This is a genomic window from Martelella mediterranea DSM 17316 (genome assembly GCF_002043005.1).
GTDB classification, from domain to species: domain Bacteria; phylum Pseudomonadota; class Alphaproteobacteria; order Rhizobiales; family Rhizobiaceae; genus Martelella; species Martelella mediterranea.
Genome location: NZ_CP020330.1, coordinates 3203086 through 3220201, shown reverse-complemented (window position 1 = coordinate 3220201; position 17116 = coordinate 3203086). Strand labels below are relative to the sequence as shown.

The window sequence follows — 17116 nt, the reverse complement described above, 5'->3', positions numbered from 1 at the left end:
CAACACCGCAGGGTGAGGCTGGAGTAAGTAGGAAAGACTTATGAGCAGGAAGGACATGGGAAAACGCGAACGGCTGGTGGAGGCGGCGGTCAATCTCGCCTACCGGCAGGGCTATACCCGCACGACGATCGCCGACATCGCGCGGGAATCCGGCGTGCCCCTCGGCAATGTCTATTATTACTTCAAGACCAAGGACGACATCGCCACCGCGATCCTCGACCACCATAAGGGCCAGTTCGAAAGCCTCAAGGCGGAACTGGCCGCATTGCCATCGCCCAAGGCCCGGCTCGTCGCTTTCGTCAACAAGACCGTCGGCAATGCCGGGGAGATCGCCTTGAGAGGCTGCCCCGCGGGTTCGTTGAGCGCCGAGCTTCTGAAGGCCGGCGACAAGGCGGCGGTGGAAGCCTTTCCGCTGCTGGCCGCTCCAATGGAATGGATGGCCGAACAGTTTGGAGAGATGGGGCACAGCGATGATGTCGAGGCGCTGGCGCTGCAACTGCAGTCATCGCTGCAAGGGGGTTCGTTGTTGGCGCAGAACGCCCGCAACCCCGAGCTTCTGGCGCGCGAAGGCGCGCGGCTGAAGATGTGGATCAACGGGCTTTAAGGCCTCACCCGGCCGCCAGCCCCGGGATCGGCACGCCGAAGGTCTGGGCGAGCAGGACGAAGTTGAGGCTGAGCACGGCGATCGCGGCGAGGATGGCGAGCGCGCCGACGAGGCGGCCATTGGCATACTCGCCCATGATCTTGCGATTGCGGGTGAAGATCACCAGCGAGATCATCGGCACCGGCAGCGCGATCGAAAGGATGATCTGGCTGACGACCAGCGCCTGGGTTGCGTTGACGCCAAGGGCAACGACCACGAAGGCCGGCAGCATGGTAATCAGACGGCGCAGCCAGATCGGGATCCGGAAGCCGACGAAACCCTGCATGATCATCTGCCCCGCCATGGTGCCGACAACGGAGCTGGAAATGCCCGATGCGATCAGCGAGATCAGGAAGACGGCTGCCGCAGCGCCGCCGAGCAGGGGCGTGAGCATATGGTAGGCGGTCTCGATTTCGGCGACCTCGCTGTGGCCCTTGTGAAACGCCCCCGCGGCCATCATCACCATCGCCATGTTGACGACGCCCGCCACCGCGAGCGCCGCCACCACTTCGATATTGGAAAACCGCAGCACCCGCCGGCGTTCGGTCTCGTTCTTGACCGCAACCCGGTGCTGGGTGAGGCCGGAATGGAGGTAGACTGCATGCGGCATGACGGTGGCGCCGATAATGCCGACGGCAATCGCCAGCGCCGTGGCATCGGGAATGGCTGGGCGAAAAAGGCCCGTCGTCGCCTCGCCCCAGGCCACGGGCGCGATGAAAAGCTCGATGATGTAGCAAAGCCCGATCACCCCGATCATGGAACCGATGATCAGCTCCATCGGCCGGAATCCGCGCCGCTCGAACAGCAGAATGCCGTAGGTGACGACGGCGGTGACGCCCATGCCAGCCATCAGCGGCATGTTGAACAGCAGCGCAAGCCCGATCGCCCCGCCGAGGAATTCGGCCAGATCGGTCGCCATCGCCGCGATCTCGCTGACGATCCAGAGCAGGATAACGACCGGTTTCGAAAATTCATCGCGACAGACTTCGGCTAGATTCCGCCCGGTCACGATGCCGAGCTTGGCCGACAGCGCCTGAAACAGCATGGCGACCAGATTGGCGAACAGCACCACCCAGAGCAGGGTATAGCCATAGCCCGCGCCGGCCTGGATATTGGTCGCGTAATTGCCGGGATCGACATAGGCGATCGCGGCGATCACTGCCGGGCCGACAAAAAGCAGGGCCGATTTCGGCCGCACCCGCCCGGAGGCGAGCGCTTGCTCGATGGCCGTATTGGTCCTGTCCGTGAGCGAGCGGCGCTTGGTTTTCAGATCAGTCATGGGGCGAGACATGTTGGACGAGTTTGGAATTATTAAAAATATAGCCTAGGCTACACTTTTGTCAATCGTCGTTATCATGGCGCGATCAAGGCCATCCGCCAATGGTGATTTGCCTTGTCAGCCGCCACCGGATACAAGAACACGACAACAATTTACCCTCGGCTACAGATTGATCCTGCAATTCAGGGAGCGACCGGTGAGCGACGATCAAAAACCATCCGATTGCGACGCCGCCGACCGGTTCTCCAAGGCGCGGTCCGAGCGCGCCAGCGCGCTTCTGGAAGACTATACCGAGCTGATCGCCGAGCTGATGGCCGAACACGGCGAGGCGCGGATCGCCGATATCGCCCGTTCCATGGGGGTCGCCCACCCGACGGCCACCAAGGCGGTGGCGCGGCTGAAACGCGAGGGGCTTGCGACCTCGCGCCCCTATCGCGGCGTGTTCCTGACGCCGGCGGGCGAGGCGATGGCCGAAAAGGCGCGGCAACGCCACCGGATCGTGCACGATCTGCTGCTGGCCATCGGTGTGCCGGCGGAAGCGGCCGAACTCGATGCCGAGGGCATAGAACACCATGTCTCCGAAGATACGTTGAGGGCCTTTGCGGCCTTTCTGGCCGCAAAGGCCGAGGGCGAGCGGCCGAAAGACTGAGGGTGTCGCGGGCTGCTCAGTCCCAGAATGGCCGGCCGGCTTCCCTGCGGGCCTCCGCCGGCGTGACGCCGATATCCTTCAGGTGGTCGTCCGATAGTTCAAGCAGATCCATCCGCTGGCGCCGCCGCTGCGGCCAGCGAATGAACAGGGTGTGGATCATAAGCCCGGCGGCGCGGCGGATGGCGCTGAAGCGGGCAAGGCTCCGGGCCGGGGCCAGGGCTATCGCATATGAGCGATCATTGAGATTAGGAAGGTATCGTCCCATCCGGCTTTTTTCATTTTGCGCCGGATGGACGCCTTGTCCGGGTGGTGTCGGATGATGTTGAGAGCGAGCTTGCGAAGGATCGAGAGGTTCCGGGGCCCGTGATCCTTTCGGTTTCTGGCGGCGTCTTCGCAGAAGGCGACGTCGAGCACCCAGTGCAGTTGGTTCTCGATCGTCCAGTGCGCTCTGGCGATGTCCAGAAAGGCGGTAGCGCTGACTGACCTGGACAGCAGGAAATGTCGGATGTGACGCGTTTGCCGGCCATCGGGCTCCACCCGGATGCTTTCAAGCCGTGCGATCGCCTTGACGCCGGGAAAATCCATTCCTTCCGCCTTGACGATGACGGCGCGTCGGGTTTCGGTTCTGTCATGGGCCTTGCCATCGGCCTTTTCGGCTCTGTCGGGGTTGCTTTCCTTTTCAAGCAGGGCGATCGCCCGGTTGAGAAGGCCCGGTTGGTTGCCCTTGAGTGCAAGCGCATAGTCGGCGCCGGTCTTGAGAATGGCAGAGGCTGTGTCTGCCCTGCAATGCAGCGCGTCAGCCGTGACGATGCAGCCATCCAGCGACAAGCATGAAAGAGCTTGCAGAACGCCTTTGACTTCACTGCGGCCCGGCGCGAGCTGCTGGCCGATGACCATGCGCTGGTCGGCGGCCCAGATGTTGACCAGATGCAGGGGCGAGGCCTTGTCGCCGCGTTTGTAGGCCCCGCGCACGGCCTTGCCGTCGATGGCGATGACGCCGCTGATGGATTTTGCGAAAGCCTGCGCGAAGCGTGCAAAGACCGTTTCGAAAGCCTCAGGGTCGATATGTCTGAAAACATTCGAGAAAACGTCGTGACTGGGAGTGCCGTAAGGCAGAGGCACGATCTCCTTCAAAAGCTTGTGCTTGGAGACGCCAAAGTCGGCCATGTCCTGACAGGTTTCGGCCCCGCACAGCACCGCGGCCAAGGCAATGAACAAAACGCTGTTCAGCGAATAGCGGACATTGGCCGCCCGAGGGTCCGGAACCGACCCGAAAAGAGACGCAAATCCGTCCATCCAACCCTCCACAACAGAAAGGCTGAAGATGAATCGATTTGCGTCAAATATTCAATAGCTTAAAAGCCATACGCGATTCCCCTGGGGCCGGGGCGGAGTCGGTCATGGGGGTATCCTCTCGTTTTCGGGAAGGTTTATGCCGTCGTCTCGCCCTTTGCTTCGGTCGTCACCGAAACGATCGGCGATGACGACGCGTGTCCCCGGTGCTAGATTGGGCCCATGACGAACACGGTTTCCGCAAACACGCTCGCTTCCATCGCTGCCCTGATCGGCGATGTCGCGCGGGCGAACATTCTGTCCGCGCTGCTCGGCGGCAAGGCGCTGACCGCCGGCGAGCTTGCCGGCGTCGCAGGCGTCACGCCGCAGACCGCGAGCGGCCATCTGGCCCGTCTTGTGGATGGCGCGCTGGTGGCGGTCGAAAAACAGGGCAGGCACCGCTATTTCCGGCTCGCTTCCGCCGATGTGGCCGAGACGCTGGAGCATCTGAGCCTGCTTTCGACGGCCGGTCCGGCGCGCTATCGCCCAACCGGCCCGAAGGACGAGGCGATGCGGGTGGCACGCACCTGCTACGACCACATGGCTGGCGCGATTGCCGTCGGCATTGCCGATTCGCTGGTGAAAACGGGATGCCTGGAATTCGACGGCCCGGCGGGGCTGGTAACCGAAAAGGGCCGGGCTTTCCTCTGCGAGTTCGGGGTGCAGCTTGAAGACGCCCGGAAAAGCCGGCGGGCGCTGTGCCGCACCTGCCTCGACTGGAGCGAGCGCCGCCACCATATCGGCGGCTGGCTGGGCGCCGCCATGCTCGCGCGTTGCCGCGAGCGCCATTGGCTGCGCCCGGCGCGGGATGGCCGGGCGCTGACGTTGACGCGGGAAGGGCAGGCGGGCTTTGCCGCCACCTTCGCGATTGACCCGGCGGTGCTGCGCATCGTCGCATGAGGCGGAAAGCTGTGGGTAACGCCCGCCGCGGCACGACCGCGCCCGCACCGACCTGCTATAGCAGGCTAGGCGGATATCCGCGTCCGCAGGCCTCCGGCAGGCTCTGACAAATCCATCCGAAACGAAGGTGAAGGCGAAGTGCAAGTCGACATCGATATGGGAACGACATCGACCGGTGACGTGGCCAGTCTCGATATCGAGGAATTGCTGGCGACCCGGCTTCTGGTGCAGGGCAATTCCGGCTCCGGAAAGTCTCATCTCCTGCGCCGCCTGCTCGAGCAATCCGCCAAATGGGTGCAGCAGGTGGTGATCGACCCCGAGGGCGATTTCGTCACGCTGTCGGATGCCTTCGGCCATGTCGTGGTCGATGGCGAGCGCTCCGAGGGCGAGCTGATCGGCATCGCCAACCGCATCCGCCAGCACCGCGTCTCCTGCGTTCTGACGCTGGAAGGCCTGGAGATCGAGGACCAGATGCGCACGGCTGCGACCTTCCTCAACGCGCTGTTCGATGCCGATCGTGACCACTGGTATCCGGTGTTGACCGTGGTTGATGAGGCCCAGATGTTTGCACCTACCGGCGGCGGCGAGGTGCCCGAAGAGGTGCGCCGGCAATCGCTCGGCGCCATGACCAATCTGATGTGCCGGGGCAGAAAGCGCGGGCTTGCCGGCGTGATCGCCACCCAGAGACTCGCCAAGCTCGCAAAGAACGTCGCCGCCGAGGCCTCCAACTTCCTGATGGGGCGGACCTTTCTCGACATCGACATGGCGCGCGCCGCCGATCTGCTCGGCATGGATCGCCGTCAGGCTGAACAGTTCCGCGACCTCAAGCGCGGTAACTTCGTGGCGCTGGGCCCGGCACTGTCGCGCCGCCCGCTCAAGGTGATCATCGGACCGGTGGAAACCTCGGCGCGTTCCTCCAGCCCCAAGCTGATGCCGCTTCCCGACAAGCCGGAGGATGTCGACGACCTGATCTTCACGCCCGATCCGGAGGATCTGGCCCGGCAGGCAAGCGCGCCGCGCCGGGTCACGCCCCGTCCGCGCCCGACCGTGGATATCATCGACCAGCTTTCCCAATCCGCCGATACAGCGCCGGAGACGACGCGCGGCCCGCGCGCGAGCACGATGAGCGACGAGGAGCGGGAGGACTGGATTACGATGACCCTGACGGAAATCGCGGATGGAAAGGAATCGGCTTTCCGTTCCGATTCAGAGCTTTATCAGGATTTCCTGATGCGCGGTCGCATGAAGCGTATTTCTGGGGCGCCGCTTTCCATGTCGGATTTCCGGCGCCGGCTGGCGATCGCCCGCTCCGGCGTGGACGACGCCATGGCCGAAAGCGAGGCCTGGCAGATGGCGCTGTCGCTGACGCCGCATGTCACCGACGACCTTCAGGGCGTGTTCCTGATGTTGGCCAAGGCAGCCCTTACCGGCGAACCGTGCCCCTCCGACGCCACCATCGCGCGCGCCTACGGCACCCATTCCGCCCGCCGCGCCCGCCGCTTCCTGGACTGGTTCGAGGAACAGGGCCTGATCGTGCTGCACACTGAGCCCGGCGGCAAACGCGTCGTCGCCTTCCCGGATCTCGACGCCAAGACCGAAGGCGGCGCCCCCGACGCGCCGGCGGATGCGGGCGAGCGGCGGGATGCTGCGGAGTAGGGTGCTGCGAGCTTCTCCCGCGTTGTTTCACGTTCCCCTGATAGCCGTTGGTGCGGTCGCGGCGTCTTGCTGAAATCGACACCCTCTCATGAGTCATGCTCGTGCTTGACACGAGCATCCAGGCGACACGGCGAACGCCGCCTGGACCCTCGGATCAAGTCCGAGGGTGACGCCTGATAGGAGAGAGTGCCGTCGGAGAGGCTGTGGGGTCACAGGCAAACGAGCCGTCGGCCGCGCTACCCCGCATTGAGATAGCGGATCGCCTCGTCGCGGCGGAACAGATAGAGCAGGGTCCTGAGCGCAGCACCCCGTTCGCTCTGCAGTCCCGGATCCTTGCTGACGATATAGCCGGCGTCCTTGCGGGCGATGGCGAGGATGTCGCCATGGGCCTCAAGGCTGCCGAAGCGAAAGCCCGGTATGCCGGACTGGCGGGTGCCGAGAAGCTCGCCTTCGCCGCGCAGTTTCAGGTCCTCTTCGGCAATGCGGAAGCCGTCATTGCTTTCGCGCAGCACCGAGAGCCGGGCGTGGCCCATTTCGGATAGCGGTCCCTTGTAGAGCAGGATGCAGGAGGAGGCCTCGTCGCCGCGGCCGACGCGCCCGCGCAACTGGTGAAGCTGGGCAAGGCCGAAGCGCTCGGCATGTTCGATCACGATGATCGAGGCATCCGGCACATCGACGCCCACTTCCACCACGGTGGTGGCAACCAGCAGGCGAGTCTCACCCGAGCGGAAGGCCTCCATCGCCGCGTCCTTGTCGGTGGATGACATACGGCCATGGATGAGGCCGACCTTGTCGGGGCCGAGCGCCTTTGCCAGCGTTTCGTAGCGCTCCTCGGCCGACATCAGTTCGACCGCCTCCGATTCCTCGACCAGCGGGCATATCCAATAGGATTTTTTTCCTTGGGCCAGCGCATCGCGCAGCCGGCCGACGATATCGCCGATCCGTTCCAGCGGGATCGTGACGGTCTGGATCGGCTTTCGCCCGGCCGGTTTCTCGGTGAGATTGGAGACATCCATGTCGCCGAAGGCGGCGAGCACCAGCGTGCGCGGTATCGGCGTTGCCGACATCACCAGAAGATGCGGCGCCATGCCCTTGGCCGTCAGCCGCAGCCGCTGGTGGACGCCGAAACGGTGCTGTTCGTCGACGATCGCAAGCCTGAGATCGTGATAGGCAACATTGTCCTGAAACAATGCGTGGGTGCCGATCACGATTTTTGCCTCGCCGCTGGCGATCTTAGCCTCGATCTCCTTGCGCTCGCGGGCCTTGGTCTTGCCGGTCAAGAGGCTGACGGTGACGCCGGCATTTTCGGCAAGCGCCGCGATGCCTTCATAATGCTGGCGCGCCAGGATTTCTGTCGGCGCCATCAGCACCGCTTGTCCACCATCCTCGACCACGGCAAGCATGGCGAGCAGGCCGACAATGGTCTTGCCGGAGCCGACATCGCCCTGCAGCATGCGCAGCATCCGGGTTTCCTGCGACATGTCCTCGAGGATCGCCGTCACGGCCTCCTGCTGGCCCTTCGTGAGTTGAAAGGGCAGGCCGGCGCGCACCTTGTCCGACAGCACGCCGGTCGCGCGCACCGGCCGGCCCCTGGCCTTGCGCATCCGGCTTCTGACCAGCGATAGCGAAAGCTGTCCGGCCAGAAATTCGTCATAGGCCAGCCTGCGGCGCGCCGGGGCCTGCGGCTCGATATCGGTCTCGTCGCGGGGATTGTGGAGGGCGGTAAGCGCCTCGTCGGTCGTCGGAAAGCCCTGTTTCGCGACGATTGCGGGATCGATCCATTCGGGAAACACCGGAACCCGCGCGAGCGCCGATTCGATCGAGCGGCGCAGGATTTTCGCCGAGAGGCCAGCCGTCATCGGATAGACCGGCTCCACCGTCGGCAGCGTGTCGGCTTTCTCGACTGGCACGATATAGTCGGGATGCACCATTGTCGGGCGGCCGTTGAACCATTCGGCGCGCCCGCTCACCACCACGGTCTCGCCGACGGGCAGCGATTTTTCCAGCCAGTCGGCCTTGGCGTGGAAGAAGGTCAGCGTCAGTTCGCCGGTCTCGTCGTGGAGATAAACCCGGTAAGGCGCGTTGGAGCGGGAAGGGGCGGGCTGGTGGCGGTCGACGCGGCCTTCCACCGTCACGATCGCGCCTTCGGGCAGATGCGCGATGCCCGGCTTCAGCCGCCGGTCGATCACCGATGTCGGCGCATGGAAAACGAGATCGATGACGCGGGCCTCGTCCTCGCTGCCCGTCAGCTTCATCAGCAGCTTGGCAAGTTTCGGCCCGATCCCCGCGAGCGAGGAGGCCGGAGCGAACAGGGGATCGAGCAGGGCGGGTCGCATATTTTTGAAATGTACCCGCTGAACGGCTTTGGCAAGGCTGACAAGCGCGAAACGAGCCGCTATAGAGGCCAATCAACAGAGAAGGTATCGAAATGACCGGTTTGAAGCGCACCAGCGCCGACCTCGACCCGCGGCGGCGGCGCATGCTGTTTCGCGCGTGGCACCGCGGCATTCGCGAGATGGACCTGATCCTCGGCCAGTATGCCGAGGACAATATCGCCGATATGGACGATGCGACGCTGGACCAGTTCGAGACGATCATGGCCGAGGAAGACGCCGACCTGATCGCATGGATCAATGGTGCTTCGCCCGTGCCGGAACATCTGCGCATGAAGCTGTTTGAAAGCATCGCCGCCTACCGGCCGGATTTCGATCCGGTCGAGAAAAACGCCTGAAACGCGCGAAAACCATGATTTCCGGATTCAACCCGAAGAAACTCGAAAGCCTGAGCGGCGCGGTGACCATCGCCAATGCCGTGCCGGGCACGGAACCGCTGGTGCTGGCCGAAATGGCGCGAGCCGGGCAATCGGTCGCCTATGTGCTCTCCGACGGCCAGCGGATTGCCGATTTCGAGCAGATGCTCGGTTTCGTGGCCCCCGATATTCCGGTGCTCACCCTGCCTGCCTGGGACTGCTTGCCCTATGACCGGGTTTCGCCCGGGGCCGATACCGAGGCGCGCCGGCTCTCGGCGCTTGCCGGCCTTGTCGCCCATGCGCAAAAGCCGCATCCGGCAATCATTCTCGTCACCGTCAACGCGATGCTGCAGAAGCTGCCGCCGCGCGAGATCGTGGCCTCGCTCGGCTTTTCCGCCCGCGCCGGGCAGGTCATCGACATGGACCAGATCGTCCATCGCCTAGCCGATGCCGGCTTCGAGCGGGTGCCGACCGTACGCGCCGTCGGCGAATATGCGGTGCGCGGCGGCATACTGGACGTGTTCGTCCCGGGCGCGGAAAACGGCGTGCGGCTCGATTTCTTTGGCGATACGCTGGAAACCATCCGCGCCTTCGATGCCGCAAGCCAGCGCACCATCGGCACGGTCAAGTCGCTCGAGCTCAACGCCATGAGCGAGGTGACGCTCGGCGATGACAATATCGCCCGATTCCGCAAGAATTACCTCTCCATGTTCGGCGCTGCCACCCGCGACGATGCGCTCTATCAGGCGGTCTCCGAAGGACGGCGCTATGCCGGCATGGAGCACTGGCTGCCGCTGTTCTATGAGCGGCTGGAAACCATGTTCGACTATCTCGGCGGCTTCAGCGTCGTCGTCGATCACGCCGCCCGCGAGGCCGCCGCCGAACGATCCGCGCTGATCGAGGACTATTATCAGGCCCGACGCACCAATATGGACGGCGCGCGCGGCGGCGCGCCCTACAAGCCCGTGCCGCCGGATACGCTCTATCTCGACGACACGGCGTTTTCGGCCGGCCTCGATGCCGTCCGGTCAATCAGGCTGTCGCCCTTCAACGAGGCTTCCAGCGTCGGGAAGCCGGTGATTTCGCTTGAGGCCCATGCCGGCCCGCGCTGGGCGTCCGAGGCCAAGGCGCGCGATGACGACGCCCGCACCAATGTGTTCGAACAGGCGGTGCGCCATATCGCCGACAAGCGCGCTGGCGGCGGCAAGGTGCTGATCACCGGCTGGTCGGAAGGCTCGCTCGACCGGCTGCTGCAGGTGCTGAAGGAGCACGGGCTAGAGAAGATCAAGCCGATCGGCGCTCTGGCCGAGGTCGAAAAGCTTGGGCGGGGCGAAGCGGCCAGCGCGGTGATGAGCCTTGAGGGCGGGTTTGAGACCGGCGATCTGTTCGTCATCGGCGAACAGGATATTCTCGGCGATCGCCTGATCCGCAAGAACCGCCGCCGCCGCAAGGCGAGCGATTTCATTGCGGAGGTTTCCGGGCTCGATGAGGGTTCGCTGGTGGTTCACGCCGAGCACGGCATCGGCCGCTTTATCGGCCTCAGAACCATCGAGGCGGCGGGCGCGCCGCGCGATTGCCTGGAACTGCAATATGCCGACGACGCCAAGCTGTTCCTGCCCGTCGAAAACATCGAACTCCTATCGCGCTATGGCTCGGATGCCGCCGAGGCGACGCTCGACCGGCTGGGCGGCGGGGCCTGGCAGGCCAAGAAGGCGCGGCTGAAGAAGCGCCTGCTCGACATGGCCGACGAGCTGATCGCCATCGCCGCCAAGCGCGCCACGCGTTTCGCGCCGGTGCTGGCGACGGAGGAGGGGCTTTATGACGAGTTCGCCGCCCGCTTCCCCTATGAGGAAACCGAGGATCAGTTCAACGCGATCGAATCGGTGCGCGGCGATCTCGGCCTCGGCCGGCCGATGGATCGGCTGATCTGCGGCGATGTCGGCTTCGGCAAGACCGAAGTGGCTCTGCGCGCCGCCTTCCTTGCGGCCATGAACGGGGTTCAGGTCGCCGTGGTGGTGCCGACCACGCTTCTGGCGCGCCAGCATTACAAGACCTTTGCCGAGCGCTTCCGTGGCCTGCCGATCAAGGTGGCGCAGGCATCGCGTCTGGTTCCCGCCAAGGAACTGGCGCAGACCAAGAAGGATCTTGCCGAGGGCAAGCTCGATGTCGTGATCGGCACCCACGCGTTGCTCGGCGCCTCGATCAAGTTCGCCAATCTCGGCCTGCTGATCATCGACGAGGAGCAGCATTTCGGGGTCAAGCACAAGGAGCGGCTGAAGGAGCTGAAGAGCGACGTTCACGTGCTCACGCTCTCGGCAACGCCGATCCCGCGCACGCTGCAGCTCGCCATGACCGGCGTGCGCGAATTGTCGCTGATCACCACGCCGCCGGTCGACCGGATGGCGGTGCGCACCTTCATCTCGCCCTTCGATCCGCTGGTGATCCGCGAAACGCTGATGCGCGAGCATTTCCGCGGCGGCCAGAGTTTCTATGTCTGCCCGCGCCTTTCCGATCTTTCGGAGGTCGAGGCCTTTCTTCAAGCGGAAGTGCCGGAACTGAAGGTGGCGGTTGCCCACGGCCAGATGGCGGCGGGCCAGCTCGAAGACATCATGAATGCCTTTTATGACGGCAAGTATGACGTGCTGCTGTCGACCACGATCGTGGAATCCGGCCTCGACGTGCCAACCGCAAACACGCTGATCGTCCACCGCGCCGACATGTTCGGCCTCGCCCAGCTCTATCAGTTGCGCGGGCGCGTGGGGCGCTCCAAGACGCGGGCCTTCGCTGTGTTCACGCTGCCGGTCAACAAGCGGCTGACCGATACCGCCGACCGCCGGCTGAAGGTGCTGCAATCGCTCGATACGCTTGGCGCGGGCTTCCAGCTTGCAAGCCATGACCTCGATATTCGCGGCGCTGGCAACCTGCTTGGCGAGGAACAGTCCGGCCATATCAAGGAAGTCGGCTTCGAACTCTACCAGCAGATGCTGGAAGAGGCGGTGGCCGAGGCCAAGGGCGACGAGGATGCCGGCGGCTCCGACTGGTCGCCACAGATCGCGCTCGGCACATCGGTGATGATCCCGGAAAGCTATGTTCCGGATCTCAACCTGCGCATGGGGCTCTATCGCAGGCTCGGCGAACTGACGGATGCGACCGATATCGACGGCTTCGGCGCGGAGCTGATCGACCGCTTCGGGCCGATGCCGGAAGAAGTGCAGTCGCTCCTGAAGGTGGTGTTCATCAAGTCGCTTTGCCGGATTGCAAATGTCGAAAAGCTCGATGCCGGGCCAAAGGGGATCGTGGTGCAATTCCGCAACCGCGAATTCCCCAACCCTGCCGGCCTCGTGCAGTTCATCGCCGAAAACAGCGTTTCGGCCAAGATTCGCCCCGACCACAGCATCTATTTCAACCGCGACCTGCCGACGCCCGACAAGCGCCTTGGCCAGGCGGCGATCATCATGAACAAGCTGTCGAAACTCGCCGCAGCCTGAAAACGCCGGCCGTCGCCGCTTTGCCGCCCGAGGCGAAATCGGCGACTTCGTAGCGCGCGACAAGCGCCAGGTGCCGTTGCGGCAGATGCGCACGGAAGGGATCGCCGATCAGGATATCCGCTCCTGTTTCGGCGAACGCGTCCAGGGTGGCAAGGGTTCGCTCGGCGGTTCCGGCATCGTAGAGCACATCGCCTGCCAGCACGACTGCGGGCTCCGGGTTCGCGGCATGGGAACTGCATTGGGCGTTGCCGCTTGCTCCCACTATTCTCTCCCGCTGGCGGGAGAGATGCCCCGAAAGGGGCAGTGAGGGTGGCGCGGCATCTCGTCTCGTGAGGGCGTTCGCGGTGATAGACTCCCCCCTCTCTGTCGCTTTCGCGACATCTCTTCCTTCCGGGGCGAGAAGATCTGGGGGCTGTGCGGAAAAGCCGAATGCGATCGCCTTGAGGTTCTCGGAGAGAGCAGAGCCGTCCCATCCCCGTTCTATAAGTCGCGGCGTGATCGCAACGCCGTTGAGCGCGGCATTCATCGAAGCGGCCTCCAGCGCCAGCGGATCGATATCGCAGGCGATCACCGCGCCCGCGCCAGCTTTCGCCGCCGCGATCGCGACGAGGCCCGACCCGGTTCCGTAGTCAATCACGGTCCGGCCACGGACGCAATCCGGCTCCGTTTCGATATGATGCGCCAGCGCCAGCCCGCCGGCCCAGACATGCGCCCAATAGGGCGAGAAGCCGTTGTCGAGCTCGGCTAGCAAGCGCCCCAGCCCGCTTTTCTCGTTGGCCAGGTGAAGCCGGAGCGACGGAAGGCCCGGCGCCGGGGTGACCGGCAGCCGGGCCTTGACGATTTCCCGAAAGGCTTTCAAACGCGGGTCAGGCGGCGGCAAGCTGCGTCAGCGCCTGCTGCATCACCTCGACCGGCTGCGCGCCGCTGACGGCATATTTGCCGTTGAACACGAAGAACGGCACGCCGGTGACGCCCATCTGCTGGGCATTGGCGATTTCGCCACGCACCATCTCCGTGTCGGCATCGCTTTCAAGCAGCTTGGCCACCATTTCGCGGTCCATGCCGGCCTCGGCGGCGATATCCGCCAGCACCTTGTGGTCGCCGATATTTCGGCCTTCCTCGAAATTGGCGCGGTAGAGTCGGCCGACGACCGCGTTCTGCATGGCGATGCTCTCGGTATGGGCCCAGAGCAGCAGGCGATGGGCGTCGAGCGTGTTGGGGCGCACCAGAATCCGGTCGAAATGGAAGGCGATACCGAGTTCCTTGCCGAGCGCCGTTATCTGGGCATGCATCTCGTCGCGCCGCTCGGCGCTGCCGAGCTTTTCGGCGAGCATCGCCTGATTGTCCACGCCTTCCGGCGGCACGGTCGGATCAAGCTCGAACGGACGCCATTGCACGGCGACCTCGACATTTTCGGGCAGCGACTTGATCGCCTTGTCGAGACGCGCCTTGCCGAGGTAGCACCATGGGCAGACAACATCGATAATGGCATCGACTGTGACGGTAGACATGCCGTTCCTTTCTTTAGAGTGCGGTATGGCGGGGCACGGCTTCCCCTGTTTCACGTCCTCTCAGTGTCACCCTCGCGGGCTTGACCCGAGGGACCAGGCAACGTTCTCCGTGTGGCCTGGATGCTCGGGTCAAGCTCGAGCATGACGCAAGAGGGGAGGACAAGCGTCCAACAACCGAAAGCCTCACTGCGCGGTCTGGTCCCACCAGGTGGGAAGCTGATAGCCGTAGATAGGTGTTTCGTCCGGATGTTCAATCGTCGCCCAGCGCGCCACCCACTGGCCCTCGCGGTGATAGAGCGGCAGCATGTAATGGCCGTTGACCAGAAGCCTGTCGAAGGCGCGGACGGAATCGGTGAAATGGTCGGTCGAGCGGGCCTCCAGCATGTCATTGATCATCCGGTCGACATCGGCGCTGGCGACGCCGGCGAAGTTGAACGTGCCCTCGACATCGCGCGAGCGGCTGTCCCAGCGCCAGATCTGTTCCGCGCCCGGCGACAGCGATGACTGATACCAGAAGCCCGGCGCCAGCAGCACGATCATGTCGTAATCGAAGGTGTTGAGCCGCTTCTGGTACTGGGCGTCATCGACGGTGCGGATCGAGAGAGCGACGCCGATCAGGTTCAGCGTGTGCTGGTAGGCAAGCGCCAGCTTCTCCTGGCCCTCATTGGTGGTCATGATCTCGAAGGCGAGCGGCTTGCCGTCCGTTCCGGTCATCTTGCCGTTCGCGATCCTGTAACCGGCCTCGCCAAGCAGCTTGACGGCGGCCGCCAGCACCTTGCGGTCGGCCCCGGACCCGTCGGTCACCGGCATGGCGTAGTCGCCGGCAAGTATCGCCGGATCGATCACGTCGATCGCGTCGCCGAGCAGTTCGCGTTCGGCTTCGCTTGCCGGATTGCCATAGGCGCCGAGCGCGGAGTTCTGCCAGTAGCTCTGCGTGCGCTGATAGGCATTGTTGAACAGCGTCTTGTTGACCCATTCGAAATCGAACACGTCGGACAGCGCCTTGCGGACCCGGGCATCCTCGAATTTTGGCCGGCGGGTGTTGAACACGAAGCCCTGCATGCCGGTCGGCGTCTTGGGGTGGAACTCATCCTTCACCACCTTGCCCTCACTGGCGGCCGGAAAATCATAGGCGCGGGCCCAATGGCTGGGGTCGTCATCGAGATAGACATCGACCGCGCCCTTCTTGAAGGCCTCGAACAGGGTCGAATCCTGGAGATAGTAGTCGATCGTGACAGTGTCGTAATTGGCAAAGCCCACCATCGAAGGCGTGTCCTTGCCCCAGTAATCGTCGCGGCGCTCGTAGACGATCCGTTGGCCGGGCTCCACCTTGGTAATGGCGTAGGGGCCGGAGCCGACCGGCGTCGTCATTGTGTCGGTGTCGAAGGTTTCAGGATCGATCGCATGCTGCGGCAGAACCGGCATCAGCGCGAAGATCAGCGGCGTTTCGCGGTTGGCATCGGCGTTGAAGGTGAATTTCACGCTGTTGTCGCCGACCTTTTCCATCTTGTCGACCAGATTGAGACGGCGGTTATAGGGCGGGCGGCCCTTGTCCTTCAAAAGGTTGAAGGTGAAGATCACATCATCGGCGGTCACCGGTTCGCCGTCCGACCACTTCGCATCCGGGTTCATGTTGAACTGGACATAGCTGCGGTCGTCGTCCCACTCCGCGCTTTCGGCGAGCAGGCCGTAAAGCGTGAACGGCTCGTCGCGCGAGCGCTGCATCAGCGGCTCGATCACCAGATTACCCAGCACCTCGTCCCAAAGCCCCCGGGCGGAGGAACGCATGCCCTTCAGCACGAAGGGGTTCAGCGCATCGAACGATCCGACCACGCCATAGGTGATCGCGCCGCCCTTCTTGACATCGGGATTAACGTAGCTGAAATGCAGATAATCCGCGGGCAGGGCGGGTTCGCCATGCATGGCGATGCCGTGAACGGGTTCGGCTGCGGCCGCGCCAGAAAGAGCCGCGGAGAGGAGGAGAGTAGCAAGAAAGCGCATCGATTCGCCCTGTCGTGTCATTCGTCGGAGAATGGTATCATGGCCGCTGACAAAGCTGAAATAGCCCCGAAACCGACCATGAAATCGCGCCAGCGCGCAAATTTTGGGTGCCGAGGGGGTAGATTGGCGTCCAATGTGGCGATATCAGAGGAAACACTGGCGGTTGAGGCCCGAAACAGGGACGCTTTGCCGCATTTCGGTAACAATAGCGATGCAGGGTCCCCGGACCTTACGCAGATGAACCAGGAGAGATTTTGATGCTTTCACGCGCCAGTATTATCAAGCGTGTCGCGGTTTGCGCCTTCACGATTGCGGGCCTTTCGGCCGCCGGCGCTTCGGCTCAGGAACAACAGCAGCCCCAGCCCCAGGCTGGCGCGGCTCCCACGCAGGGCTGGTTCAAGACCTGCAACGACAACGGCAATGGCGGCGTCTGCATCGTGCAGAACTATGCCCGCGCCGAAAACGGTCAGGTGCTGACCGCCGTCGGCCTGATCCAGCCGCAGGGCGGAAATGGCCAGTCCATGATCCAGGTAACCGTGCCGACCTTCCGGCTGATCCCGGCCGGCGTGCAGATGCAGATCGATACATCCGCGCCGCAGAAGCTTGACTATGCCATCTGCACCAATGAGCAGTGCATTGCCCAGGCGCCGCTCAACGACACGCTGGTTGCCGCCATGAAGCGCGGCGGCAAGGTGACCTTCACCTCGGTCAACATGCGCCAGCAGCCGAACCCGGTCGACCTGACGCTTTCCGGCTTCACCGCCGCCTTTGACGGCGACCCGATCAGCCAGCCCGACCTGGTTGAAAGCCAGCGCAATCTGGACGAGTCGATCAAGAAAATGGCCGTCGACCGCCGCAAGAAGATCGAGGAAGCCCAGCAGAACGCCACCACTGGCAACTGATATCCT

Annotated in this window: 14 protein-coding genes; 7 read left to right on the top strand and 7 right to left on the bottom strand. The window is 63.8% G+C overall.

Features of this window, described 5'->3' with window-relative positions; translation table 11 throughout:
• Positions 1-40: 40 nt before the first annotated feature.
• A complete protein-coding gene (locus tag Mame_RS15045; RefSeq protein ID WP_018067849.1) occupies positions 41-604 on the top strand; it encodes a TetR/AcrR family transcriptional regulator in 564 nt (187 codons plus the stop codon).
• Positions 605-608: 4 nt separating this feature from the next.
• Here Mame_RS15045 and Mame_RS15040 read toward each other — a convergent pair whose 3' ends face one another.
• Positions 609-1922, bottom strand: a complete 1314-nt coding sequence (locus tag Mame_RS15040; RefSeq protein ID WP_018067848.1) for an Nramp family divalent metal transporter — start codon at positions 1920-1922, stop codon at positions 609-611.
• A gap of 196 nt (positions 1923-2118) precedes the next feature.
• Here Mame_RS15040 and mntR point away from each other — a divergent pair, with 196 nt between their 5' ends.
• Positions 2119-2571 carry a manganese-binding transcriptional regulator MntR gene (gene mntR, locus Mame_RS15035; protein ID WP_018067847.1) on the top strand — a complete coding sequence of 151 codons (453 nt, stop codon included), beginning with the start codon at positions 2119-2121 and terminating at the stop codon, positions 2569-2571.
• Between the two features lie 16 nt (positions 2572-2587).
• Here the strand turns inward: mntR and Mame_RS27140 are convergent, their stop codons facing one another.
• Positions 2588-2731 carry a DUF1127 domain-containing protein gene (locus Mame_RS27140; RefSeq protein WP_018067846.1) on the bottom strand — a complete coding sequence of 48 codons (144 nt, stop codon included), beginning with the start codon at positions 2729-2731 and terminating at the stop codon, positions 2588-2590.
• A 59-nt stretch (positions 2732-2790) separates the two neighbouring features.
• Positions 2791-3867 (bottom strand): ISAs1 family transposase, encoded by a 1077-nt coding sequence (locus Mame_RS15025; RefSeq protein ID WP_079920686.1) that lies wholly within the window; start codon positions 3865-3867, stop codon positions 2791-2793.
• A 219-nt stretch (positions 3868-4086) separates the two neighbouring features.
• On the opposite strand from Mame_RS15025, the gene Mame_RS15020 reads away from it, so the two are divergent.
• On the top strand, positions 4087-4803 hold the full coding sequence (locus Mame_RS15020; RefSeq protein ID WP_018063311.1) for an ArsR/SmtB family transcription factor: 717 nt from the start codon (positions 4087-4089) through the stop codon (positions 4801-4803).
• Between the two features lie 138 nt (positions 4804-4941).
• Positions 4942-6459 carry a helicase HerA domain-containing protein gene (locus Mame_RS15015; protein WP_018063310.1) on the top strand — a complete coding sequence of 506 codons (1518 nt, stop codon included), beginning with the start codon at positions 4942-4944 and terminating at the stop codon, positions 6457-6459.
• A 236-nt stretch (positions 6460-6695) separates the two neighbouring features.
• Here the strand turns inward: Mame_RS15015 and recG are convergent, their stop codons facing one another.
• Positions 6696-8795: an ATP-dependent DNA helicase RecG gene (recG, locus tag Mame_RS15010; RefSeq protein WP_018063309.1), complete on the bottom strand. Its 2100-nt coding sequence runs from the start codon at positions 8793-8795 to the stop codon at positions 6696-6698.
• A 92-nt stretch (positions 8796-8887) separates the two neighbouring features.
• Between recG and Mame_RS15005 the strand changes: the two genes are divergently transcribed.
• The gene (locus tag Mame_RS15005) at positions 8888-9190 is read left to right on the top strand and encodes an FAD assembly factor SdhE (RefSeq protein ID WP_018063308.1); all 303 of its coding nucleotides are present in this window, start codon (positions 8888-8890) and stop codon (positions 9188-9190) included.
• A gap of 14 nt (positions 9191-9204) precedes the next feature.
• The gene (gene mfd, locus Mame_RS15000; RefSeq protein WP_018063307.1) at positions 9205-12696 is read left to right on the top strand and encodes a transcription-repair coupling factor; all 3492 of its coding nucleotides are present in this window, start codon (positions 9205-9207) and stop codon (positions 12694-12696) included.
• Here mfd and Mame_RS14995 read toward each other — a convergent pair.
• From Mame_RS14995 to Mame_RS14985, 3 genes are all read right to left on the bottom strand, one after another.
• Positions 12662-13576 (bottom strand): class I SAM-dependent methyltransferase, encoded by a 915-nt coding sequence (locus Mame_RS14995; RefSeq protein WP_018063306.1) that lies wholly within the window; start codon positions 13574-13576, stop codon positions 12662-12664. The genes mfd and Mame_RS14995 overlap by 35 nt on opposite strands.
• Positions 13563-14207, bottom strand: coding sequence for a DsbA family oxidoreductase (locus tag Mame_RS14990; RefSeq protein ID WP_018063305.1), 645 nt, complete (start codon positions 14205-14207; stop codon positions 13563-13565). Before Mame_RS14990 ends, Mame_RS14995 begins: the two co-directional genes overlap by 14 nt.
• A gap of 183 nt (positions 14208-14390) precedes the next feature.
• Complete coding sequence (locus Mame_RS14985) at positions 14391-16208, bottom strand: extracellular solute-binding protein (protein ID WP_026173223.1); 1818 nt, start codon at positions 16206-16208, stop codon at positions 14391-14393.
• Between the two features lie 257 nt (positions 16209-16465).
• On the opposite strand from Mame_RS14985, the gene Mame_RS14975 reads away from it, so the two are divergent.
• On the top strand, positions 16466-17110 hold the full coding sequence (locus Mame_RS14975; RefSeq protein WP_018063302.1) for an invasion associated locus B family protein: 645 nt from the start codon (positions 16466-16468) through the stop codon (positions 17108-17110).
• Positions 17111-17116: the final 6 nt, after the last annotated feature.